Source organism: Nonomuraea montanisoli (genome assembly GCF_013363975.1).
GTDB classification, from domain to species: domain Bacteria; phylum Actinomycetota; class Actinomycetes; order Streptosporangiales; family Streptosporangiaceae; genus Nonomuraea; species Nonomuraea montanisoli.
The window spans coordinates 70,483-92,551 of sequence record NZ_JABWGN010000009.1; the positions used below are offsets into that span (position 1 = coordinate 70,483).

General features: G+C 73.4%; 21 protein-coding genes. 13 read left to right on the plus strand and 8 right to left on the minus strand.

Translation table 11 applies throughout. The annotated features are described in order from the left end of the window. Positions 1–3: 3 nt before the first annotated feature. Genes HTZ77_RS23590 through HTZ77_RS23600 form a run of 3 tightly spaced genes read right to left on the minus strand, consistent with a single transcriptional unit; the run spans position 4 to position 3,315 of the window. On the minus strand, positions 4–1,146 hold the full coding sequence (locus tag HTZ77_RS23590) for a hypothetical protein (protein ID WP_175591856.1): 1,143 nt from the start codon (positions 1,144–1,146) through the stop codon (positions 4–6). Continuing rightward, on the minus strand, positions 1,136–2,320 hold the full coding sequence (locus HTZ77_RS23595; RefSeq protein ID WP_175591857.1) for an ATP-grasp domain-containing protein: 1,185 nt from the start codon (positions 2,318–2,320) through the stop codon (positions 1,136–1,138). Before HTZ77_RS23595 ends, HTZ77_RS23590 begins: the two co-directional genes overlap by 11 nt. Next, a complete protein-coding gene (locus tag HTZ77_RS23600; RefSeq protein WP_175591858.1) occupies positions 2,317–3,315 on the minus strand; it encodes an NAD-dependent epimerase/dehydratase family protein in 999 nt (332 codons plus the stop codon). The genes HTZ77_RS23595 and HTZ77_RS23600 overlap by 4 nt, the downstream gene beginning before the upstream one ends. 154 nt (positions 3,316–3,469) lie before the next feature. Between HTZ77_RS23600 and HTZ77_RS23605 the strand changes: the two genes are divergently transcribed. The 5 genes from HTZ77_RS23605 to HTZ77_RS23625 all read left to right on the plus strand — a co-directional run bounded on the left by HTZ77_RS23605 (position 3,470) and on the right by HTZ77_RS23625 (position 8,996). Then, complete coding sequence (locus HTZ77_RS23605) at positions 3,470–4,489, plus strand: GNAT family N-acetyltransferase (RefSeq protein ID WP_175591859.1); 1,020 nt, start codon at positions 3,470–3,472, stop codon at positions 4,487–4,489. Next, the gene (locus HTZ77_RS23610) at positions 4,486–5,505 is read left to right on the plus strand and encodes a GNAT family N-acetyltransferase (protein WP_175591860.1); all 1,020 of its coding nucleotides are present in this window, start codon (positions 4,486–4,488) and stop codon (positions 5,503–5,505) included. The genes HTZ77_RS23605 and HTZ77_RS23610 overlap by 4 nt, the downstream gene beginning before the upstream one ends. A 352-nt stretch (positions 5,506–5,857) precedes the next feature. Beyond that, positions 5,858–6,784: a hypothetical protein gene (locus tag HTZ77_RS23615; RefSeq protein ID WP_175591861.1), complete on the plus strand. Its 927-nt coding sequence runs from the start codon at positions 5,858–5,860 to the stop codon at positions 6,782–6,784. Next, positions 6,781–8,010, plus strand: coding sequence for a hypothetical protein (locus HTZ77_RS23620; protein WP_175591862.1), 1,230 nt, complete (start codon positions 6,781–6,783; stop codon positions 8,008–8,010). Before HTZ77_RS23615 ends, HTZ77_RS23620 begins: the two co-directional genes overlap by 4 nt. After that, a complete protein-coding gene (locus tag HTZ77_RS23625; RefSeq protein WP_328808728.1) occupies positions 8,007–8,996 on the plus strand; it encodes a glycosyltransferase family 2 protein in 990 nt (329 codons plus the stop codon). The genes HTZ77_RS23620 and HTZ77_RS23625 overlap by 4 nt, the downstream gene beginning before the upstream one ends. A gap of 22 nt (positions 8,997–9,018) precedes the next feature. On the opposite strand, the gene HTZ77_RS23630 is transcribed toward HTZ77_RS23625, so the two are convergent. Both HTZ77_RS23630 and HTZ77_RS23635 read right to left on the minus strand, forming a co-directional pair. Beyond that, positions 9,019–9,537, minus strand: a complete 519-nt coding sequence (locus HTZ77_RS23630) for a Uma2 family endonuclease (protein ID WP_235995049.1) — start codon at positions 9,535–9,537, stop codon at positions 9,019–9,021. A 118-nt stretch (positions 9,538–9,655) separates the two neighbouring features. Continuing rightward, positions 9,656–10,237 carry a hypothetical protein gene (locus HTZ77_RS23635; RefSeq protein WP_328808754.1) on the minus strand — a complete coding sequence of 194 codons (582 nt, stop codon included), beginning with the start codon at positions 10,235–10,237 and terminating at the stop codon, positions 9,656–9,658. 169 nt (positions 10,238–10,406) lie between these two features. On the opposite strand from HTZ77_RS23635, the gene HTZ77_RS23640 reads away from it, so the two are divergent. Then, positions 10,407–11,240, plus strand: coding sequence for an alpha/beta fold hydrolase (locus HTZ77_RS23640; protein ID WP_175591865.1), 834 nt, complete (start codon positions 10,407–10,409; stop codon positions 11,238–11,240). A 118-nt stretch (positions 11,241–11,358) separates the two neighbouring features. Here the strand turns inward: HTZ77_RS23640 and HTZ77_RS23645 are convergent, their stop codons facing one another. From HTZ77_RS23645 to HTZ77_RS23655, 3 genes are all read right to left on the minus strand, one after another. Then, complete coding sequence (locus HTZ77_RS23645; RefSeq protein ID WP_175591866.1) at positions 11,359–12,024, minus strand: DUF4126 domain-containing protein; 666 nt, start codon at positions 12,022–12,024, stop codon at positions 11,359–11,361. A gap of 80 nt (positions 12,025–12,104) precedes the next feature. Beyond that, positions 12,105–13,241, minus strand: coding sequence for an NAD(P)H-dependent flavin oxidoreductase (locus HTZ77_RS23650; protein ID WP_175591867.1), 1,137 nt, complete (start codon positions 13,239–13,241; stop codon positions 12,105–12,107). Between the two features lie 16 nt (positions 13,242–13,257). Then, positions 13,258–13,989, minus strand: coding sequence for an acyltransferase (locus tag HTZ77_RS23655; protein WP_235995050.1), 732 nt, complete (start codon positions 13,987–13,989; stop codon positions 13,258–13,260). A 110-nt stretch (positions 13,990–14,099) separates the two neighbouring features. On the opposite strand from HTZ77_RS23655, the gene HTZ77_RS23660 reads away from it, so the two are divergent. From HTZ77_RS23660 to HTZ77_RS48320, 7 genes are all read left to right on the plus strand, one after another. Further along, entirely contained in the window at positions 14,100–15,764 is a 1,665-nt protein-coding gene (locus HTZ77_RS23660) for a CTP synthase (RefSeq protein WP_175591868.1), read from the plus strand. Next, on the plus strand, positions 15,761–16,372 hold the full coding sequence (locus HTZ77_RS23665; protein WP_175591869.1) for an NUDIX domain-containing protein: 612 nt from the start codon (positions 15,761–15,763) through the stop codon (positions 16,370–16,372). The genes HTZ77_RS23660 and HTZ77_RS23665 overlap by 4 nt, the downstream gene beginning before the upstream one ends. 51 nt (positions 16,373–16,423) lie before the next feature. After that, the gene (locus HTZ77_RS23670) at positions 16,424–17,329 is read left to right on the plus strand and encodes a site-specific tyrosine recombinase XerD (RefSeq protein ID WP_175591870.1); all 906 of its coding nucleotides are present in this window, start codon (positions 16,424–16,426) and stop codon (positions 17,327–17,329) included. A 116-nt stretch (positions 17,330–17,445) separates the two neighbouring features. Then, positions 17,446–18,387: a ParA family protein gene (locus HTZ77_RS23675; protein ID WP_175591871.1), complete on the plus strand. Its 942-nt coding sequence runs from the start codon at positions 17,446–17,448 to the stop codon at positions 18,385–18,387. Further along, the gene (locus HTZ77_RS23680) at positions 18,384–19,247 is read left to right on the plus strand and encodes a segregation and condensation protein A (RefSeq protein WP_175591872.1); all 864 of its coding nucleotides are present in this window, start codon (positions 18,384–18,386) and stop codon (positions 19,245–19,247) included. Before HTZ77_RS23675 ends, HTZ77_RS23680 begins: the two co-directional genes overlap by 4 nt. 421 nt (positions 19,248–19,668) lie before the next feature. Then, complete coding sequence (gene scpB / locus HTZ77_RS23685; protein ID WP_407940547.1) at positions 19,669–20,175, plus strand: SMC-Scp complex subunit ScpB; 507 nt, start codon at positions 19,669–19,671, stop codon at positions 20,173–20,175. Further along, positions 20,172–22,007: a pseudouridine synthase gene (locus HTZ77_RS48320; protein ID WP_328808729.1), complete on the plus strand. Its 1,836-nt coding sequence runs from the start codon at positions 20,172–20,174 to the stop codon at positions 22,005–22,007. Before scpB ends, HTZ77_RS48320 begins: the two co-directional genes overlap by 4 nt. Positions 22,008–22,069 lie beyond the last annotated feature (62 nt).

The window sequence follows — 22,069 nt, forward strand, 5'->3', positions numbered from 1 at the left end:
CTGTCAGTGTGTCGTGAAGGAGATCTGGGTGGTGGAGCCGAGGGGTGCGAGCCGGGGGAGCGGCCCCGGCTGGACGGGGGGCGTGACGACGGGGGTGCCGTGCGCGGGGCACAGGGCGGTGGTCAGCGATTCGGCGTCGTCGGGAACCACGTTGACCAGCGCGGCTCTTCGCCGGCGCAGCGCGGTAAGCCCCACCGTCGGGCCGCCGGGTGACTCGAACGGGCGGGCGTGGACGTGCCGCCACAGCAGGTGCACCTGCCCGCAGGCGGGAACCACCGCGGCCAGATAGCCGAGGTGCGGGTCATGAGCGACCATCGCGCCCGCCGCCACCGCGTGATCCGTGAACGGGGGACCCGGCACCGCGCGATCCGCCGCCGCGTGACCCGGTAGCGCGTGACCTGTCAGCGCCTGATCCGCCGCCGTGTGATCCGGCACCGCGTGACCTGTCAGCGCGTGATCCGGCGCCGCGTGATCCGTCACCATGCGACCCGTCACCATGCGACCCGTCACCACGCGATCCGGCACCACGCCACCCACGACGCGCGTCTGAGGCGTCCGGGCGGCCGCCGCGGCCCGCGCCGCTCGTACGGCCTGCCCCAAGGGCACACGTTCGACCGCGCAGACCCGTACCCCCTCCAGCTGCGGCAGGACCGCGTCCAGGGCGGCCCGTTCGCCCACCACGATCGCCTGCCCCGCCTCGGCCGCCAGGCCGAGCGCGGCGGCGTCGAGGGCGCGGCGGCGCGCCCCGTCCACGACCCTGGCCCCGGGCGCGAGCAGCACCCCGTACCGGCGGCCGCCGCCCCAGGGCAGCACGCCGCCGGCCAGCGTGCGCCGGTCCAGGACCGCGGGCCGCACCTCCAGCACGGGCGCCCGGCGCGGCGCTCCCGCCAGGGCGAGGGCGTCGCGCAGGTCCCGTCCGTCGCCGATCCACGGCGACGGCTCCAGCGACGGGTCGAACGGCCGCGCGAACGGACACAGGCGATGGAGCTGGTCCGCGAGCGCGGCGGAGGGCGTGGGCTCCGGCTCGGCCAGAGCCCGCCCCGCCGCCGCCCACTGGTCACGGTAGAAGGGCACCCGCAGGAAGGCCGTGGCGACCACCCGGCGACGGGCCCGCTCCCAGCGCCGCACCGAGAAGTCAGCGGGCATCGACGCTGACCCGGACCGTGTCCTCGACGGCCGCCAGCACCTCCGCGACCGCGGTGGCCGATTCCCCGGAGGCCAGCACGTACCCGAGCTTGGCCCGGCACTCCGTGTACGGCACCACCGGCTCGCCCGGCCGGGTGGTGACCACCACGTCGGCCACCCCGGGCAGCGCCAGCGCCTCGTCCAGCCCGTGGAGCGCCAGGAGGGTGCCCGCGGAGCCGGAGCGCAGCATGCGGACGGACGCGTGGCGGCTCCACCGGGGCGCCAGGTCGGGGCGTTCCCCGATGGCGAGCAGGACGGCCGCCGCCACCGTGTCCACCCCGTACATGAGGCCGAGCGCCTCTCCCAGGCCGTTGCCGCCGATCCGCGCGCCCATCTCGATGAGCACGACGGCGTCACCGGTGAGGAAGAGGTCGAGGTTGAGCGGGCCGTCGGTGTAGCCCACCTCGGCGCAGACCGCTTCGAGCTGCCGGGTGACCTCCGCGGTCAGCGCCTCGTCGCGCGGCGCCATGTCGTGGCCGACGGCGACGACCTGCGGAGCCGCCACCACGCGGTCGCTCAGCCCGAGCAGAGCCACCCGGCCGTCCTGGAGGAACGCCTCCCCGCACAGGTCGCGGCCGATCACCAGCTCCTCGACGATCACGGTCGCGGAGGGGGAGACGGCGGCGGCGGCCTCGACGGCGCCGGCCAGCCCGGACGGGTCCGCGCACACCGTGATCCCCCGGGAGCTGCCGGAGTCGACGGGCTTGACGATGGCAGGGAAGGCGAGCCGCCCCGCCTCGCGCAGGACCTCGTGGGCGGTGCCGCTGACGTACGCGGGCCCGCCGAGGCCCAGCCGTTCGCACACCTCGCGGAAGTACGCCTTGTCCACCGACACCCGCAGGGCGGCGTCGGACAGCCCGCCCGGAAGGCCGAGCCGTCGCGTCACCTCGACCAGGGCCGGCAGGTTGATGTCGGTGCCGGGGGCGAGCACGCCCACCACGTCGTCACGGTCGCGGAGCGCGGCCGTGACCGCCTCCACGTCCCGGGTGCTGACGTGCAGGAACTCGTCGGCCTCGCGCACCCCCGGGGCGTCGGCGCGCATGTCGACGCATACGGTCGCCAGGCCGAGCCGCCGGGCGGCCCGGAAGGAACTGATCGTCCCGTCCGAGCCGCCCAGGATGACGAGCCGCTTCACGCGCCGGCCACCGTGCCGGTCGCTGTGCCGGTCTCTGTGCCGGTCTCTGTGCCGGTCTCTGTGTCCGGGACGTCCCAGTGGATCCCGCGGTTCTCGATGAACCAGTCCACGGTCCGCGCCATGCCCTCCTCGAGGGAGACGAGCGAGCTGGGATCGATGCCCACCGACAGCAGGGTCTTGGTCTGCGCCGTCACCGCCGTGCCGGGCGTCTCGCCGGGCCGCATCGGCAGGTCGGCGATGGGCACGCGCGGGTAGCCGCGGGCCACGCAGAGGTCGATGATCAGCTCGGCGACCTCGCGGATGCTGGACGAGGTCGTGGGACCCACCTCGACGACGTGGTCGAGGACCTCTCCGGCGGCGGCCGCCTCCAGGGCGGCGACGAGCGCCCGCGCCACGTCCCCGACCCACACCATGTCCGAGACCTGGGTGCCGCCGCCGTACAGTTCGACGGGCAGGCCGCTCAGCGCGCGGCAGACGACGGCGGGCGTGATCTTGCGGACCTTGCCCGGGGCGAACGGCGGCGCGGCCTGCTGGCGGGGGCCGTAGGCGTTGACCACCCGGACGTTGTTCACCCGCGTCCCGCGGTGGGCGTTGAACATCCGGACAAACCGCTCAACTGCGGTTTTGGAGATGGAGTAGCTGTTGTCCATCCAGTGATTGCCGACGCAGATGTAGACGCCGGGCAGGTCGTATTGGGCGATGGCCTCCAGGAAGTTGAGCCCGCCCATGAGATTGGTCTCGGCGGCCGGCCGCGGATTGGTGATGGTCTCCTGAGTGCCGAGAACAGCCGCCAAATGTACGATTGCGTCACAATGTGCCGCTAATTCCGTCATGGCGGTGGCGTCCCGAATGTCGCCTCGCATGACTTCCCAGGGCAGGTCGCGCTCCGCGCGCCCTCTGTGATCGAACACGAGCGGAACGTGGCCGCGCGACGCGAGTTCCTCGCACACATACCGGCCGATGAACCCGTTTCCGCCGGTTACTCCAACCTTCATGCCGTCCCTTGAATATGAGTGCACGGTTGTGGGGCGCGCATCAAGGGTGTCGGACGCGCACGACGGTGATCACTGGAGACATATTCTGCGACAATCGTGTCCAACCAATGCCTTGTGTCCATGTTGTGATCATTTCGCCATCGAGGGCAACCCCGTGCACCTGGAACTGCTGGACCCCTGCCGCGACCCCGAGCCCCCCGGCTGGGAGGACTTTCGGCAGGCCGAGGGCCTGACCGCCGTCTGGGCCTACGACGTCATCGCCGCGTCGTCCGAGGGATCGTGGGCGCGCCCTCTGCTGGCCGTCTTCCGCGACGGCCCGCGCGTCGTCGGGATCGTCGGGGCCGTCTGCGTCGGGCTGCGATTACCGAACTCCGCCCGCCGGCCGCGGCCCGGCCGGGAACCGATCCTTCTCGACGTCCGCCTGCCGGCTCACTCCAACGGGCCGACCTGGCACTTCGCCGAGGACGTCACGCCGGAGGCCCGGGCGCGGCTGCTGCGGCAGTTCGAGCGCGCGGCGCGGCAGCACCTCGGATGGGGGCTCGTGGGCGCGCTGTACCGCATGGTGACCGGGCCCGGCCTGCCCCTCGTCGTCCGCCGGGGCGCCCTCATCCGGGAGTCGCCGGGCAGCATGACCATGCCACTGCGCTGGTCGTCGGTGGAGGGATGGCTCGGCTCCCTCAGTCAGAGCCGCAGACAGGAACTGCGGCGCCAGGGCAGGCGGATCGCCGAGGCCGACGTGACCGTGGACCAGGGGACGGCACGGCCGGACCTCGACCCGGCCGAGATGGCCGAGCTGAACCGGACGCACACAGCACGCCTGGCCGCACGCCTCGACCCCCGCGCCGACCTGCCCGCCGCGTACTTCGCCGCCCTGCTCGGCCGCGAGGACGTCAACGTGATCTCCTACCGCTCGGGGGAGCGGCTGCTGGCCTTCGCGATCGTGTACGAGCATCCGGACGCGCCCGTGTACGGCCCGTGGGCGGCGCTGCGCCCCGAGGAAGGCGGGCTCAAGGGCCTGTACTTCGACAGCTACGTCCGCATCGTCCGCTCCGCCGTCGAGACGGGCCGGAAGCAACTGCTGTGCGGGCGGGGCATGACGGAGGTCAAGCGGTCGCTGGGCTTCGAGTACGTCCCGATGTCGTTGGTCGCCGTTCCCCGGTGGGTGATGGGATGAGCCTCACCCTGGAGATCCTCGACCCCCGCGAGGACCCCGAGCCCGCCGGCTGGGAACGGCTGCGCACCGCGGCCGGCCAGTGCGTCACCTGGCGCTACGACCTGCTGCGCGCCTACGCCTGGGCGGCCCAGGCGCCCGTCCTCCTGACGGTCCTGCGGGAGGACGGCGTCGCGGTCGGCGCCGTGTCGGCGTCCCTGCGCGGCATCCGGCCCAGCAGAGGGGTCTACGCCTCGGCCCGCCGCGACCCGGCGGGGATCCTCGACGTCCACGCGCCCGGCAACCGGTCCCAGAAGGGATGGTGGTTCGCCGGCGACCTCGAACCGGAACGGCGGCGGGAGCTGCTGCGCGGCTACGTCCGCGGCGTCCGCCGTGAGCTGGGCCCCGGCTGGCGGAGCGTCGTGTGGCGCGAGGTGTCGCCCGGCGAGCCCGCGCTGCTGCCCGGCCTGGTCCGGGTCGGCCTGCCGACCGCGCCGCTCGCCCGGCTGGCCACCCCGTGGACCGGCCTCGACGGCTGGTACGCCGGTCTCGACCGCGCCCGCCGCGAATCCCTCAGGCGTCGCGCCAGAAGCTTCGCCGCCGACCCGGGCCTGTCGATCGGCGTCGGTCCCGCCCGCGAGTTCGTCACCGCGGCGGAGGCCGCCGCCCTGCGCGCGGCCAACGACCTCAAGCACCGCAACCGGCTCTTCCCCCTCGCGCCCCTGCCGCTGCCGTACCTGGAGGCCCTGGTCGGCGGCGACGAGGTCGTGGCGATCGCCTACCGCGGCCGCGAGGGGCGGCTCCTCGGCCTGTCCCTGATCCTGGACCACCCCCGCTGGCCCGTCTGCCTGAGCTGGGGCGCCGTCACGCCGGAGGACGGCGGGCGCAAGCACCTCTACTTCGACGGCTACGTCCGGATGGTGGAGTGGGCCGTCGCCGCCGGCAAGGCGGGGCTGGTCCTCGGCAAGGGACAGGCGGAGGCCAAGAGCTCCCTCGGCGCCGAGCTGGTCCCCTCGTCGGCGCTGGCCGTACCCCTCTGACCTCGGACGTTTCTGACCCCCGGACGTTTCTGCCCCTCGGATGTTTCTGGCCGTCGCATGCTACTGACCCTTGGACGTTTCTGACGTGGACGTTTCTGATGTGGACGCCGCATCGGCTTGTGTGCAGTGCGGGCACCCGCACCCCTCGCTGATCCGGCGGCCCCTGCGGCCGGTCCGCTACTCCTGCCGCTCCTGCGGCGCGGTGTTCCGGCCCGGCCCGCGCCCGGCGCCCGACCGGCCTCCCACGCCGGCCGGGCCCTCCACGCCCGCCGGGCCCTCCGCGTCCGCCGGGCTCTCCTTGCCTGACGGGTCCGCAGTGCCTGGCCGGCCCTCCGCGCCCGCCGGGCCCTCCGTGCGTGACGGGTCCGCAGTGCCCGCCCGGCCCGCCGGGCCTGACCTGCTCCCGGTGCCCGGCCGCGACGGCGGCCGTGGACCGCTGGCGGCGGCCCCGGATCCGGTGCCCGCCTCCGGGGCCGATGATCTGGAGACGTCGGCCGCCGGCCGCGATCCGGAGGGGGCGGACCTGGGCGGCGATCCGGACGGGGTGGACCTGGACGGCGATCCGCTGGCGGCGTTCATGCCGGCTCGCATGGTCCGCTGGGTGCGCGCGCAGACGGGTCCGGAGCCGGTCCCCGACGCGCCCGACCGGGCCACGCTGGCGCGCTGGTACAAGGACTTCGACGCCCTCGTCGCCGCCGCCCGCAGCTCACCCGAGGCCCGCGCCGCCGTCGAGCGGTTCAGCGGCGTCCCCCTCGACCGGCTGCCCGTCAAGCCGCCGGCGTTCTCCAAGGTGTGCGCCGCCCTCCACGCGACCTGCTACGACGCCGGGCTGGCCGCGTCCAGGCTGGCCGGCGCGGATCCGGCCGTCGTCGCCGAGCGGATCGGCCACCTGCGCCGCTGGCTCGCCACGGCGGGCCGCTCCACCACCTGGCTGGAGGCGGCTCCCGCCCCCGACCCGGATCCGGCGGCCGTCGAGGAGCTGCTGACGCCGCCCCGGTCGTTCACCACCGAGCAGGTCAGGACCCTCTTCAGCGCGCTGTTCGGCGTGGACAAGGGGCCGTCGGTGCCCGGGGTGCGCGAGCGGTTCGGCGACGAGGGCGTCCGGCACGCCCTGCTGGCCTACCTGAAGACCGGCGAGCGTCCCCTGCGCGAGACCGTGGCGGCCGACCTGACCCCTGACCCGGCCCCCAGCCCCGACCCGGACCTGGGCCCCGACCCGGACCTGGGCCCCGACTCGGACCTGGGCCCCGACGCCGGCACCCGGCTGGACGCCTCGTGACCGCCGCCGCGCTGCACAGCATCGGCCCGCGCCGCCTGCTGACCCTGCTGGGCGGCCGCGCCACCTTCCGCCTCCTGCTGTACGGCTCCGCGGCCGTGCTGGTCGCCGCGTGGAGCCGGGAGGACTTCAACGCGTACGCGGCGGCGGTGGGCGCGGCGGGCTGGCTGAGCATGGTCGTCCAGTCGGGCCCCGAGAAGGCCGCGCTCACGCTCATCCCGCGCGCCCGCCGTACCCGTGACCAGATCGCCGGGATGCTGCGCATGGTCGTCGCCCGCGTCCCGCTGCCCTTCACCGCGGCGGCCGCGGCTGGGCTCGTCCTCGCCCCCCACTCCAGAGTCACGACCTACCTCCTGAGCATCGCCTACTACGTCGCCCTCGGCTGCGGCATGCTCGGCGTGGCCCTGCACCGCGCCCTCGGCCGGTACGCCCGCGACACCGCCCACTTCGCGCTGCTCGGCGTCGGCATGATCAGCATGGCCGGGCTGGCGTTCACCGCGCACATCCGGCCCGCCGGCTACCTCGCGGGGCTGCTGGCCCTGGTCACGGCGCTCAACGTGGCGCTGCTTCGCGGCCTGCCCCGGGGGGCAGCGGCCGGAGCCGAGGCGTCGCACGGGGCAGGGACGCCGCGCCGGACGTTGCGCGGCATCGTGGCCGGCACCGTGGTGCTGATGGGCGCGGTGGACGTCATGGGCAACGCCACGGTCGGGACGCTCTTCGTGGAGCTCTCGCTCACCGCCCACGCGGACCAGAGCGGCGACTTCTACATGATGATCCTCGGCTGGGGCTTCGCCACGTCCGTGGTCTACACGCTGCAGCGGATCTACCAGCCCCGGCTGGCGCTGCGGATGGGCTCGTCCGGAGCCGGTCAGGTCCGCGCGCTCGCCCGGCGGGTCGCCGCGCTGTCGATCGCGGTCAGCGGCGTCTGGCTGGTCCTCGCGGGGGCCGTGCTGGCCGGCGGCCTGGCCGGCACCCGCTCCCTGGTCGCGCTCGGCGGGCTGCTGGCGTCGCTGCTGCCCGCCAACGCGCTCGCGGGCCTGGTGGTGTTCGTGCTGGAGAACACCGGCCAGACCGAGCTGCGCGCCTGCGCGAAGGCCGTCGTCCTGTCCTGGGCCGTGGTGGCCGCGCTGGGTGCGCTGGTGATCCCGTTCGCGGGCGCGGCGGGAGCGGTGTACGCGCTGGGAGCGCAGGGATTCGTCCTCGGAACGGTGCTGAGGAGGCACATGTGAACACCGGGCTGACCGTGCTGGTGCCCTGCTACAACGAGGGAGCGCAGGTGGAGACGGCCCATGCCGAGCTGACCGCCGCGCTCGCGGAGATCTGCGACCTGGAGATCCTCTTCGTCGACGACGGCAGCACCGACGACTCCCTCGACCGGATCCGCCGCCTGGCCGAGGCGGACCCGCGGGTGCGCTACCTGTCGTTCACCCGCAACTTCGGCATCGACGCGGTCATGGCGGCCGGGTTCCGGTACGCGGGGCGGCCGTGGACCGTCCAGTGCGACGCCGACCTCCAGGTGCCGCCCGAGGAGATCTGGACGCTGCTGGCGAAGGCCGAGGAGGGCTACGACGTGGTCTTCGGCCGGCGGCGCGGGCGGCGCGACCCGCTGGTCCGCAAGGCCGGCTCGGCCGGCCTGCACTGGGCGGCCAGGCGGGTGTTCCGCATCGACATGCCCCGGGGCGCCTCCACCTTCCGGCTCGTGCGCACCGGCGTCGCCCGCACGATCACCGAGCTGCGGCTGCCCTGGTTCATCCCGGCCGTCCCGCTGGTCGGCGCCCGGTACGCCGCCGTGCCGGTCACGCACCGGCCGCGGACCGCGGGCCGTTCGCGGCTGCGCCTGGCCCGGCTGGCCGCGCACTCCTTCGAGCTGTTCTTCGGCTTCTCCTGGCGGCCGCTCAACGCGGTGTACGCCGCGGCGGCGCTCGGCGGCCTGCTGGCTCCGGTGCTCGCGGTGGCGGCGCTGTTCGGGTACGGCCTGCCGCTCGTCGCTCCGGCCCAGCTCCTGCTCTCCGGGCTGACCCTCGCATCGGTGGCCCTGGTGGGCCGCTACCTGCACCGGCTGCTGCGCGACTCCGGGCGCCTGCGGTCGTACTGGATCAGGGACTCCAACCTGGCGGTACGCCCCGAGGACACGCTCAGCGGCGGCCTGCCCAGCCCGCCCCCTCCCGCCCGCGCGGCGCGCCTGCCGGTGGGGGAGGAGCGGATATCCAGATGAGCGTGGAGGACTCGGCGAATGTTCAGCCGATGACCTGCTTGAGGTCGAGGTCGATGTCGACGTCGAAACCGATGAAGGTCTGCAGGTTCTTGCGGTGGACTCCGGTGGGCACATACGCCTTGACGGCGGGCTCCAGCTCGAACGTGTAGACCACGGGCTGGAGGTCCTCTTCCTCCTCCACCCGCCAGAAGTGCTTGATGCCCGCGTTGGAGTACTTGATGGGCTTGGTGGTGCGATCTCTGTCGCGGGACTCGTCAGAGACCACCTCAACGACGAGATGGACGTCTTCCGGTTTGAAGGTCGTGACCTTGTTCGTGAACGCCGAACGTTTGACGAGAAGGATGTCTGGCTCTGGGCGCTGGCGCAGCCCCAGGGTGATCGCCATCTCCCTGGCGACCACAAGCTCATGTGTAGGCTTCAGCGACTGCTCAAGCAGCCGGAGCATGAGCATGTGAAAGGCTGTCTGCGGTGACATCATGACGAGTGACCCATCGATCAGCTCGACGTGCGGGGGCGCGTCGGGGGGCAGGTGGTCCAGCATGTCGGCGGTCCATCCACCGGGAGGGCCGGGGTAGAACCACTCCGGAAGGGCCGTACTCATCGCTGTGCCTCCTCGCAGAGCTTACGCCGTGGAACGATTGTGCCACCCAGAGTAGTCGTCAGGAGGGCTCTCTGCGCTGCTCCATGGTGCGCCGGTAGAGGTGGTCGATCTCGTCCAGCGGGTCGGGGACGGCGGTCGTGCGCCGCGCCTCGATCTCCAGGTCCGTGCGGGCGCGCAGGTCGTCGATGCCGGCCGAGGCGTGCTGGACCTGGTGGCCGAGCAGGTCCGCGCGGATGCGGGCGCACATCGCCGTCAGCTTGGCCTGGTGCTCGCGGAGCTTGCCGAGCGTGGCGTGGTCGATGTACGCGGACACGCGGAGCTGCTGGGCGTACATGCCGAGCTGCGCGTCGTGGACCTCCGCCTGCCGCGACAGGTCGGCGAGGAGGTGCGGCAGGTCGCCGAGCCCCCAGCCCTGCTGCTGCGCGGTCTCGACCGCCTGCCGGGTCAGCGACACCTCGCGCCGCAGGTCGAGCCTGAGCCGCTCGACCTCGGCCGCCTCGCCGGGGCCCATGGCGTTGACGTGGGTGGTCAGCCGGGTGGTGGCCTGCTTCGCCTTGACCGCGGCCTTGCGCCCCACCTTGACCAGCACGTACACGCCCACGCCGGTCAGCAGGAGGAGGAAGGCCAGGATCGCCAGCACGATCAAGAGGACCTCGCCGATTGCGCCCACCTCCCGGTTCGCCGTTACGCCTTCGAGAATAGTGCGCCGGGGACGCGCGCGTGGCCGCCCGGTGACCAAGCAAGCTCTTGATCGGGAACCCGCCGCTGTGGTTCCCTCCTCGGGAGAGCGGACGCGAGGAGGCGAGCCGGTGCCGTACAGGACGGTCGAGACGGACCAGGGCGCGGTCAGGCTGTTCCACACCGACGACGGGGCCGGTGCGGGGCCGCCGCTGCTGCTGGTGCACGGCTGGGGGGCCGACTCCCACCAGTGGTCCTGGCACATCGACGCGCTCGCCGCCGAGCACCGGGTGATCGCGGTGGACCTGCGCGGCCACGGCTACTCGTCGGTCCCCGCCGAGGGCAACACCCCGCACGCCATGGCCGCGGACCTCGTCGCGCTGCTGGACGCCCTGGGCGTGCCCGAGGTGTTCGCGGTCGGCCACTCCATGGGCGGCCAGATCGTCTCCATCCTCGCCGTCGAGCATCCCGGCCGGGTCGCGGGCGTGGTCGCCGTCGATCCCGGGTACGGAGTCGGGCCGGAGATCGCGCGCGGCTTCGCCCGGACGATCGAGGGGCTGCGCGGCGAGCGGGCGACCGAGGTGGCCCTGCGGCTCGACCGGTGGTGCACGAACGCCGCCACGCCCGCCGTCATCCGGCGCTGGCACCGGCGCAGGCTGGAGGCGATGCCCGCGCACGTGCTGGCGCAGGCGTTCGAGGCGATGTTCGCGCTGCCCGGCTCGATGGGCGTCAGACCGGCCAGCGACGACTACCTGGCCCGCCGCCGCTGCCCGGTGCTGTCGATCTGGGCCGACCCGGCGCGCGCGGTCTGGGAGGCGGGGCTGCTCAAGCACCCCGGGTCGAAGGTCGTGTGCTGGGAGGGCTCCAGCCACCGGCTGCACGAGGAGCGGCCCGCGGAGTTCGTGGAGGTCGTGAGCGGATGGGTGCGGGAGATCCTGGCCGACCACCTCACGCCGGAGCGCTGAGGCGGGGGAAGCCCGGCGGGGAACGTGTGGGCGCTGAGGCGGGGGCCACTGAGCGCCCACACGCGTCCTCCCGTCACTTACGCACGGCGATCGTACGGCCGGGCGGACCCGCGGGTCGTCATCCTCGCGGCGGAGCCCCCGTCACCCCGGGGGATGACGCCGGCCCGGACGATGACGCGAGGCCCGCGGACGACGCGCGCGCGGCCCTGCGGCGGGCCCGTACCCGCCGGGCCTTGCGGATGCCCCACCACGCGAACAGCCCGAACAGCAGCACCCCGACGAGCGCCACGACCGGCGCGAACACCGCGGCCAGGCTCATGCCGAGCGACCCCGCGTCCTCGACCGTGCTGACCACGGGGGCGCCCACCCCGGCCGTGCCCGCGTTGATCACCGGGCGGGCGGCCGCCTTCAGGGCGTGCACGGCCAGGGCCAGCACGATGCCGAGCACCCATCCGGCCCACGGGTTCTCGGCCATCCACGTGGAGTGGTCGAGCTCCGCCGCGGCGCTGGTGGCGCTGAAGACCACACCGCCGGACGCGGGACGCACCACGGTCTGGATCATGTCGTTCACGGTGTCGACGGCCGGCACCTTGTCGAGCACCATCTCGGCGACGAGGAGCACCGCGATGACGGCGAGCACGCCCCAGTTGGACAGCCAGGCGTAGCCGTCGGGCAGCTTCACCGCGTCGGTGAGGTTGGCGAGCACCCCCACCACGAGCAGCGGGATGTAGGCGTTCAGCCCGGCGGCCGTCGACAATCCGAGCCCCGTCAGAGCAGCGAGCATGGATCCAGTCTGCCCCGCGGACGCCGATCCCGCGCCCTCCCGGAGGAACGGTACGCGTCAGGCGGACGGGACGGTACGCGTCAGCCGGACAGCCGGCCGAGCCGCTCCACCGCGTCGGCGAACTCGCTCACCATCGCGTACACCACCTCGCGCGCCGGCCGGACCTGGTCGAGCTGCCCCACGACCTGGCCGACGAAGTAGTTGGCCAGCTCCAGCGCCCCGGGCTCGCCCCGTTCGGCCGCCGCGCCGATGCGGGCCATCGCCGACTCGGCGATGAGGAGCTGGAGCGGCATGCCCAGCGGCCCCGGGCTCTCCTGGCCGGAGTCCCACTCGTCCGTCCACGCCGACCGGAGCTGGCGGGCCGGCTTGCCCGTACGCGAGCGGGACCGGACGGTGTCGAGCGACGAGGCGGCCAGCATCTTGCGCTTGACCGCCGGAGCCGTCTCCGCCTCCTCGGTGGTCAGCCAGACCGAGCCGCACCACACGCCCTCGGCGCCCAGCGCCATGGCGGCGGCCATCTGCCGCCCGGAGGCGATCCCGCCGGCCGCCAGCACCGGCACCGGGCCGACCGCGTCCACCACCTGCGGCACCAGCACCATCGTGGAGATCTCGCCCGTGTGCCCGCCGGCCTCGGTGCCCTGCGCCACGATCACGTCGGCGCCGGCCTCAACCTGCCTGCGCGCGTGCTCGACGGTGCCGACCAGCGCCGCGACCGGCACCCCGGCCTCGCGGGCCCGCGCGACCAGCTCGGGCGGCGGCGGGCCGAGCGCGCTGGCGACCAGGCCGATGGGGTGCTTGAGCGCCACGTCGATGAGCCCGGCCGCGCCCGCCGCGGTGACCCGCCGGCCGAGCTCGTCGGGCGACCCGATCGCGGGGCCGCCGATGGGACCGCCCGCTCCGCCGACGCCGTACTTCCCCATCAGGTGCGCGACGAAGTCGCGGTGCCGCTCGGGGACGGCGTCGGCCAGGCGCGCCTCGTGGTCGAGCGCCTGCGCGTCGACCTTGCCGGGCAGCAGCACGTCCACCCCGTACGGCCGGCCGCCCACCCGCTCGTCGAGCCAGGTGAGCTCGGTGTCGAGCTGCTCGGGCGTGTACGCGATGGCGCCGAGCACGCCGAAGCCGCCGGCGTTGGTCACCGCGGCCACGACGTCGCGGCAATGACTGAAGGCGAACAGCGGGAACTCGACACCCAGACGCTCGCAGATGGCGGTGCGCATGGACCGACGCTAACCGTCAGAACGATGTTCGGTCCAGTCCCGGACGATCCATCACGCCGTCCGCCCGCTCAGGGGTCGCCCCCGAGACGTCCGCCTGTGCGCCGCCCGGCTCCGGGGGATGGTCGCCGGGCGCGTGCCAGCCCAGCTCCGGGTCGTACGTGCGCACCAGCCGCGCCGGCACCCCCGCCACCACGCTGTGGTCCGGGAACTCGCCCCGCACCACCGCGCCCCCGGCCACCACGCAGTGCCGGCCGAGCCGCGTGCCGGGCAGGACGATCGCCCCGGCCCCCAGCCACGAGCCCGCGCCGATCGCGACCGGGGCGTTGCGCGGCCACTGCCGCCCGATCGGCACGTCCGGGTCGTCGTAGACGTGGTTCTGGTCGGTGATGTAGACGTACGGGCCGGTGAAGACGTCGTCGCCGATGTCGATCGACTGGTGCGCCACGATGTGCGAGCCGCGGCCGATCGAGCAGCCGCCGCCGATCCGCAGGATGGAGCCCGGCCCGAGGTCCACGCCCGGCATCATGCCGCACGACAGCGACACCCGCTCGCCCACGAGCGTGTGGTCGCCGATCTCGATCCACCGCTCGCCGAAGATCGCCCCGGGCGGGAAGGCGATCTTCGCCCCCTCGCCGAGCCTGCGGAAAGCATGGCCCGCGGGACTCGCCGGGGTGATGGCCCCGGCGTCGCGGATCGCCGTGTAGGCACGGTGGATCAGCGTGCCCATCGCCCGCCGTACGCATGACATAACGCCCAAAGTTACCGCTAGGTCATACCGTTCGGGCATGTCGGGGACGTTGTTTGATATCCTGAGAGCCCGTGGACAGTTCGACCACGCCTCGAGCCACGGGAGCCCCTTTGCGCAGCGCATCGCAAACCAAGCATCTGTTCGTCACCGGCGGTGTCGCCTCCAGTCTCGGCAAGGGGCTCACGGCATCCAGCCTCGGCCGCCTGCTCAAGGGTCGCGGGCTCCGGGTCACCATGCAGAAGCTCGACCCCTACCTCAACGTCGACCCCGGCACCATGAACCCGTTCCAGCACGGTGAGGTCTTCGTCACCGACGACGGCGCCGAGACCGACCTCGACGTCGGCCACTACGAGCGGTTCCTCGACACCGACCTGCACGGGTCGGCCAACGTGACCACCGGCCAGGTGTACTCCAACGTCATCGCCAAGGAGCGGCGCGGCGAGTACCTCGGCGACACCGTCCAGGTCATCCCGCACATCACCAACGAGATCAAGGACCGCATCCGGGGCATGGCCGGTCCGGACGTCGACGTGGTCATCACCGAGGTGGGCGGCACGGTCGGCGACATCGAGTCGCTGCCGTTCCTGGAGGCGGTCCGCCAGATCCGGCACGAGGTCGGCCGTGACAACGTGTTCTTCCTGCACGTGTCGCTGCTGCCCTACATCGGCCCCTCCGGCGAGCTCAAGACCAAGCCCACGCAGCACAGCGTCGCCGCGCTGCGCAGCATCGGCATCCAGCCCGACGCGATCGTGCTGCGCTCCGACCGTCCCGTGCAGACGGCGATCAAGCGCAAGATCAGCCTGATGTGCGACGTGGACGAGGACGCCGTCGTCTCCGCCGTCGACGCGGCCTCCATCTACGACATCCCCAAGGTGCTCCACACCGAGGGCCTCGACGCGTACGTGGTGCGCCGGCTCGGCCTGCCGTTCCGCGACGTCGACTGGAAGGAGTGGGACCAGCTCCTGCGGCGCGTGCACCGCCCCGCCAAGGAGGTCACGATCGCGCTGGTCGGCAAGTACATCGACCTGCCCGACGCGTACCTGTCGGTCACCGAGGCGCTGCGCGCCGGCGGGTTCGCCAACGACGCCCGCGTCAACATCCGCTGGGTCAAGAGCGACGACTGCGAGACCCCCGACGGCGCCGCGCGCGAGCTCGACGGCGTCGACGGCGTGCTCATCCCCGGCGGGTTCGGCGTGCGCGGCATCGAGGGCAAGATCGGCGCCATCCGCCACGCCCGCGAGAACAAGATCCCGCTGCTCGGCATCTGCCTCGGCATGCAGGGCATGGTCATCGAGGCCGCGCGCCACCTCGCCGGCATCGCCGAGGCCAACTCCGCCGAGTTCGACCCCGAGACCAAGCACGCGGTCATCTCCACGATGGCCGACCAGGAGGACGTCGTCGCCGGCGAGCGCGACATGGGCGGCACGATGCGGCTCGGCAGCTACACCGCCAAGCTCGGCGAGGGCACCCTGGCCCGCCAGCTCTACGGCGGCAAGGCCAAGGCCGACGAGCGCCACCGCCACCGCTACGAGGTCAACAACGCCTACCGCGACCGGCTGGAGAAGGTCGGGCTGGTCTTCTCCGGGCTGTCGCCCGACGGCCGCCTGGTGGAGTACACCGAGCTGCCCGCCGACGTCCACCCGTTCTTCATCGGCACCCAGGCCCACCCCGAGTTCCGCTCGCGGCCGACGCGCGCCAACCCGATGTTCAAGGGCCTGATCGGCGCCTCCCTCGTCTACGCCGACAGCCGCGTGACGTCCAAGGTCGCCAAGTGAGGGTGCAGGACACGCCCGAGGCGTGGGAGGTCGTCGCCTCCGTCGAGCGCTTCAAGGGCCGGGTGTTCCAGGTCGTCACCGACACCGTACGGATGCCCGGCGACACGGTGGCCGACCGCGACTACGCCCGGCACGTCGGGTCGGTCGCGGTGGTCGCCCTCGACGAGGACGACCGGGTGCTGATGATCCGCCAGTACCGCCACCCGGTGCGCCGGCTGCTGTGGGAGCTGCCCGCCGGCCTGCGCGACGTGGAGGGCGAGCCGCTGGCCGAGACCGCCGCGCGGGAGCTGGCCGAGGAGGCCGGCCACCGCGCCGGGACCTGGCACACGCTGGTCGACCTGCTCGTCTCGCCCGGCATGACGGACGAGCGCATCCGGGTCTTCCTCGCCCGCGACCTGACGCCGATCCCCGAGGAGGAGAACGGCTTCGTCCCGGAGCACGAGGAGATCGGCATGGCGGTCGAGTGGGTGCCGCTGGCCGACGCCGTCCAGCGCGCGCTCACGGGAATGATCCACAATTCCCCGGCCGTGGCCGGTATCCTCGCCGCGTACGCGGCTTCGGCCGAGGGCTTCACCGGTTTGCGCCCCGCCGACGCCCCAGAGGCGTGACGGCCTCAGAGTGGGCGTGACGGCCCCAGCGTGTGACGGAAGGACCGAGTCGTGGAGGCGGTGCTCTCCAGCTACCTCGCCCATCTGGCGGTGGAGCGGGGCCTGGCTGCCAACACCCTGGCCTCCTACCGCCGTGACCTGAGCCGGTACGTCCAGCACCTGCGCTCGCGCGGGCGCGCCACGCTCGGCGAGGTCGGCGAGGACGACGTCCTCGGCTTCCTCGCCGCGCTGCGCGAGGGCGACGGCGAGCACCCCGCCCTCGTGGCCAGCTCGGCCGCGCGGGCGGTGTCCGCCGTACGCGGGCTGCACCGCTTCGCGCTGCGCGAGGGCGTCACCGCCCACGACCCGGCCCACCAGGTGCGCCCGCCGCGCCAGCTCCGCAGGCTGCCCAAGGCGATCGCCGTCGACCAGGTCGAGCGGCTCATCGCCGCCTCCGGCCCCGACGGCGCGCCGCTGACCCTCCGCAACCGCGCCCTGCTGGAGGTCCTGTACGGCACGGGCGCGCGCATCTCGGAGGCCGTCGGCCTGGCCGTCGACGACCTGGAGGAGGACCAGGTGCGGCTGCGCGGCAAGGGCGGCCGCACCCGCGTCGTCCCGCTCGGCCGCTACGCCCGCTCGGCGCTCGACGCCTACCTCGTCAGGGCCCGGCCCGGCCTGCTCGCCCACGGCCGGGGCACGCCCGCGGTGTTCCTCAACGCGCGCGGCGGGCGCCTGACCCGCCAGGGCGCCTGGGAGGTGCTCCAGGCCGCCGCCGAACGAGCCGGACTCCACGGGATATCCCCGCACGTTCTCCGCCATTCCTTCGCAACCCACCTCCTCGACGGCGGCGCCGACGTTAGGGTGGTCCAGGAGCTGCTCGGCCACGCCTCGGTGACGACCACCCAGGTCTACACCCTGGTCACGGTCGACAAGCTCCGTGAGGTGTACGCCGCCGCGCACCCCCGCGCCCGGCAGTGATCTATAGTCTTTTGCGGCGTGCCACGGTTCGGCGTGCCGCCTTGCCGCGTTTAGTAATGACGCCATAGTGTCCGTCCGGACGGTCCGGTTCGGGATCGTCAGGGAGGTTCGAGCTGGTGACTGTGACGACCAACGGTTCGACCCCGGGGACCCCCGACAACCCCTGGGGTGACACGAAGACCGACACGCCCTCCACCGGCGTGAACCTGGGCCCCACCCGGCGCCCTCGGCCGGTGTTCCCTGAACCCGTGCCGCCGGAGGTGCACGGGCCGGCCCGCGTCGTCGCGATGGTCAACCAGAAGGGCGGGGTCGGCAAGACCACGACCACCATCAACCTGGGCGCCGCGCTCGTCGAGTACGGCCTCAAGGTCCTGCTCGTCGACTTCGACCCGCAGGGCGCCCTGTCCGTCGGGCTCGGCATCAACCCGCTCCAGCTCGACCTCACGGTCTACAACCTGCTGATGGAGCGCAACGTCACCGCCGAGGACGTGCTGCTGGAGACCGGCGTCGAGGGCCTCGACCTGCTGCCCAGCAACATCGACCTGTCGGCCGCCGAGGTCCAGCTCGTCACCGAGGTCGCCCGCGAGCAGGTGCTCGGCCGCGTCCTCAAGCCGCTGCTGCCGCACTACGACGTCTGCCTCATCGACTGCCAGCCGTCGCTCGGCCTGCTCACCATCAACGCGCTCACCTGCGCCCACGGCGTCATGGTGCCGCTGGAGTGCGAGTTCTTCGCGCTGCGCGGCGTCGCCCTGCTCATGGACACCATCTCCAAGGTCCAGGAGCGCCTCAACGACGAGCTGGAGATCGAGGGGCTGCTGGCGACCATGTACGACGCCCGCACCCTGCACGGCCGTGAGGTGCTGGCCCGCGTCGTCGAGGCGTTCGGCGACAAGGTGTTCCACACCGTGATCAACCGCACCGTCCGCTTCCCCGACGCGACGGTCGCCGGTGAGCCGATCACCACCTTCGACCCGTCCTCCCTCGGCGCCAGCGCCTACCGTGAGCTGGCCCGCGAAGTGCTCTCGCGCTGGCCGGCGCCTGCCACAATGGCCAGGTGACGCCAGAGCGGGGGAGCGCCGTCCAGGACGAGGAGCAGGCCGGCAAGACCGGGTTCCAGGTCCACCTCGACGTCTTCGAAGGACCGTTCGACCTGCTGCTCGGGCTGATCGCCAAGCACAAGCTCGACATCACCGAGGTGTCCCTCTCCAAGGTCACCGACGAGTTCATCTCCTACATCCGCTCGCGCGGCCCCGAGTGGGACCTCGACCAGACCAGTCACTTCCTGCTGGTCGCGGCCACCCTGCTCGACCTGAAGGCGGCCCGGCTGCTGCCCAGCGGCGAGGTCGAGGACGAGGAGGACCTGGCGCTGCTGGAGGCCCGCGACCTGCTGTTCGCCCGGCTGCTGCAGTACAAGGCGTACAAGGAGGTCGCGAAGGTCTTCGCGGGACGGATGGCCGACGAGGCGCTGCGCTACCCCCGCGCCGTGCCGATGGAGCCGCGCTTCGCCGACCTGCTGCCGGAGCTGATCCTCGGCATCGGCCCCGAACAGCTCGCGAAGATCGCGGCCAGGGCGTTCACCCCGAAGGCGCCGCCCACGGTCGCCGTCGGCCACATCTACCAGCCGCTGGCCAGCGTCCGCGAGCAAGCCGCTATCCTGGTCCAGCGCCTCAGGCGCATGCGCCGGGCCACCTTCCGGGCCCTGGTCGCCGACTGTGACGGCACCTTCGAGGTCATCGCCCGTTTCCTCGCCGTCCTGGAGCTGTTCCGCGAGGCGGCGGTCAGCTTCGATCAGGTCGAGCCGCTGGGCGACCTGCACGTCACCTGGACGGGCAGCGACGAGGGCGACGTCGCGGTGGGCGACGACTACGAGGAGAGCGCGCTCAGCGCGGAGAAGGCGGAGAAGGCTGCTGATGAGTGACGACCGCCCCGGCGAGCGCGTGGACGATCACCCGGGTGACCACCCCGGCGGGCCGGCGGGGGACCGCTTCGGCGGGTCGGCGGGCGACCACGCCGCCGACGCGCCGCCACAGCCGCGCAGGTCGCCGGAGACGACGCTGCCGGCCTGGATGACCCTGCCGGGCTCCCTGGCCGCCGACGAAACCCGGCCGACCACTCCCGACGCCTCCGAGCCCTCTTCGGCCCGCGACCCCTCTACGACGCCCGAGCCCGAGCCCGAGCCGGCGCCCGAGCCCGAGCCGGCGCCCGAAGCCGCGCGGGTGCCTGAGCCCGAGCCAGAGCCGATCGCCGACCCGGCGGAGGCGCTGGAGGAGTCCCTGGACGAGCCGGAGGACGAGGCCACGCCCGCGCCCGACCTCCACGCGGCGCTCGAAGCCATCCTCATGGTCGTGGACGTCCCCGTCCCCGAGGTGACGCTGGCCCAGGTGCTCGAACGCCCCACCCACGAGGTGGCCGCCGCTCTCAGATCGCTGGCGGCGGAATACACCGAAGCCCGGCGTGGTTTCGATCTGAGGGAAGTCGCGGGAGGCTGGCGTTACTACACGCGTGCCGACTGCGCACCGCTGGTCGAGCGGTTCGTCCGCGACGGCCAGCAGACGCGGCTCACCCAGGCCGCGCTGGAAACACTCGCGGTCGTGGCCTACCGGCAACCGGTGAGCCGCGCCCGCGTCGCCGCGGTCCGCGGCGTGAACAGCGACGGCGTCATGCGGACGCTCGTCGCGCGGGGGCTGGTCGAGGAGGCCGGCACCGACCCGGAGAGCCAGGCAGTGCTCTACCGGACAAGCTCATACTTCCTTGAACGTCTGGGACTGAAGGACCTCAGCGAGCTCCCCGAGCTGGCTCCGTTCCTCCCGGACGACGTGGAGAACCTCGAGGAGACGACAAAGTGATCAACAGGCGCAGCACCCCGTCCGGTGATGGACGCGGTCGAGGACGTACCGGCGGCTCCAGCGGCCGCGGCGGGCGTCCCGCCTTCCGTTCCGACGACAGCCGCGGCGGTTCCGGCCGCGACTCCCTCCGTGCCGACCGCGGCGGCGCCCGCTCCCGGTACGGCGACTCCGCCTCCCGCGACCGCTCCGGCGGCGAGCGCGGCGGCTTCCGCTCCGAGGGCCGCGAGGGCGGCTTCCGCCCGGAGCGGCGTGACGACCGTCGTGACGACCGCGGTGGTTTCCGTTCCGAGCGGCGCGGTCCCGGCTCCGGTCCGCGCGACGGCCGGGGCGACCTCCGTTCCGACCGGCGCGACGACCGTCCGGACCGGCGCGAGGACCGTCGTGACGACCGCCCGGACCGGCGCGACGAGCGCGGCGGCTACCGTTCGGACCGCTCCGACGACCGCGGCGGCTACCGCCGTGACGACCGCCCGGAGCGCCGTGACGACCGGCGTGACGAGCGCCCGTCCTCCCGCTCGGCCGGCCGCGACGACCGTGGCGGCCACCGTTCCGACCGTCGTGACGACCGCGACGGCGCTTCCCGCTCCGGCTTCCGCAGCGACCGGCGTGACGGCGGCTTCCGCTCCGACCGGCGTGACGGCGGCTACCGTCCCGAGCGTCGTGACGACCGCGACGGCGGGTTCCGCTCCGAGCGCCGTGACGACCGTGACGGCGGCTTCCGCGGCGAGTCCCGGCCCGGCGGCTCTTCCTCGTTCCGCGCCGACCGGAGCGGCCGGCGCGAGGAGGCTCCCAGCTCCGGCCGTGCCCGCTACGGCCGCCGTGACGAGCCGCGCGGCTCCCGCCGCGACGGCGTCCAGACCATCGGCCGCCCCTCCGGAGGCCGCCCCTCGTCCGCGGGCGGCGGTCCGCGGCGTGACGGCTACGGCGGTTCCGGCGCGTACGGCGGCTCCGGCACCGGCCGGGGCGCGCGGCCCGCGGGCGGCGCGCAGACGGCCGGCCGCGGCGGCGAGGCCCCCCGCGACCGGTTCAAGACGGCCCGCCAGCCGCTGCGCGACCGCGACTTCTACCCCGAGGGCTACACCGACGAGCGCGACACCACCGAGGTCCCCGACGGCGTACGCCTGCAGAAGGTCCTCGCCCAGGCGGGTGTGGCCAGCCGCCGCGCCTGCGAGGAGATGATCGGCGACGGCCGCGTCACCGTGAACGGCCAGGTCGTACGCAGGTTCGGCGCCAAGGTCGATCCCGCCACGCAGGTCATCCACGTCGACGGCAAGCGCATCCCGACCGCTCCCGACCTCGTCTACTACGCCCTGAACAAGCCCATCGGCGTCGTGTCCACCATGAGCGACCCCCAGGGCCGCCCGTGCCTGGCCGACTACGTCGAGGAACTGGCCCCGCGCCTGTTCCACGTGGGCCGGCTCGACACCGAGACCGAGGGCCTGCTGCTGCTCACCAACGACGGCGAGCTGGCCAACCGGCTGACCCACCCCAGCTACGGCGTGCAGAAGAAGTACTGGGCCAAGGTGCCGGGTCCCATCCCGCGCGACCTGGGCCGCAGGCTGCGGCAGGGCGTCGAGCTGGAGGACGGCCTGGTCAAGGTGGACGACTTCAAGATCGTGCAGGAGCACGGCCAGCAGGCGCTGGTCGAGGTCGTGCTGCACGAGGGCCGCAAGCACGTGGTGCGGCGCCTGCTGGAGGAGGCCGGCCACCGGGTCATCGACCTGGCCAGGATCGAGTTCGGGCCGGTCAAGCTCGGCCGGACCAAGCCCGGCACCGTCCGCGCGCTCACCCTGCACGAAGTCGGTGAGCTTTACTCGGCCGTTAAGCTGTAATCTGATCAGAACGCAGGAGCCCGTGCGGAGGTCCGCACGGGCTCCACCGCTTATCAGAGGGG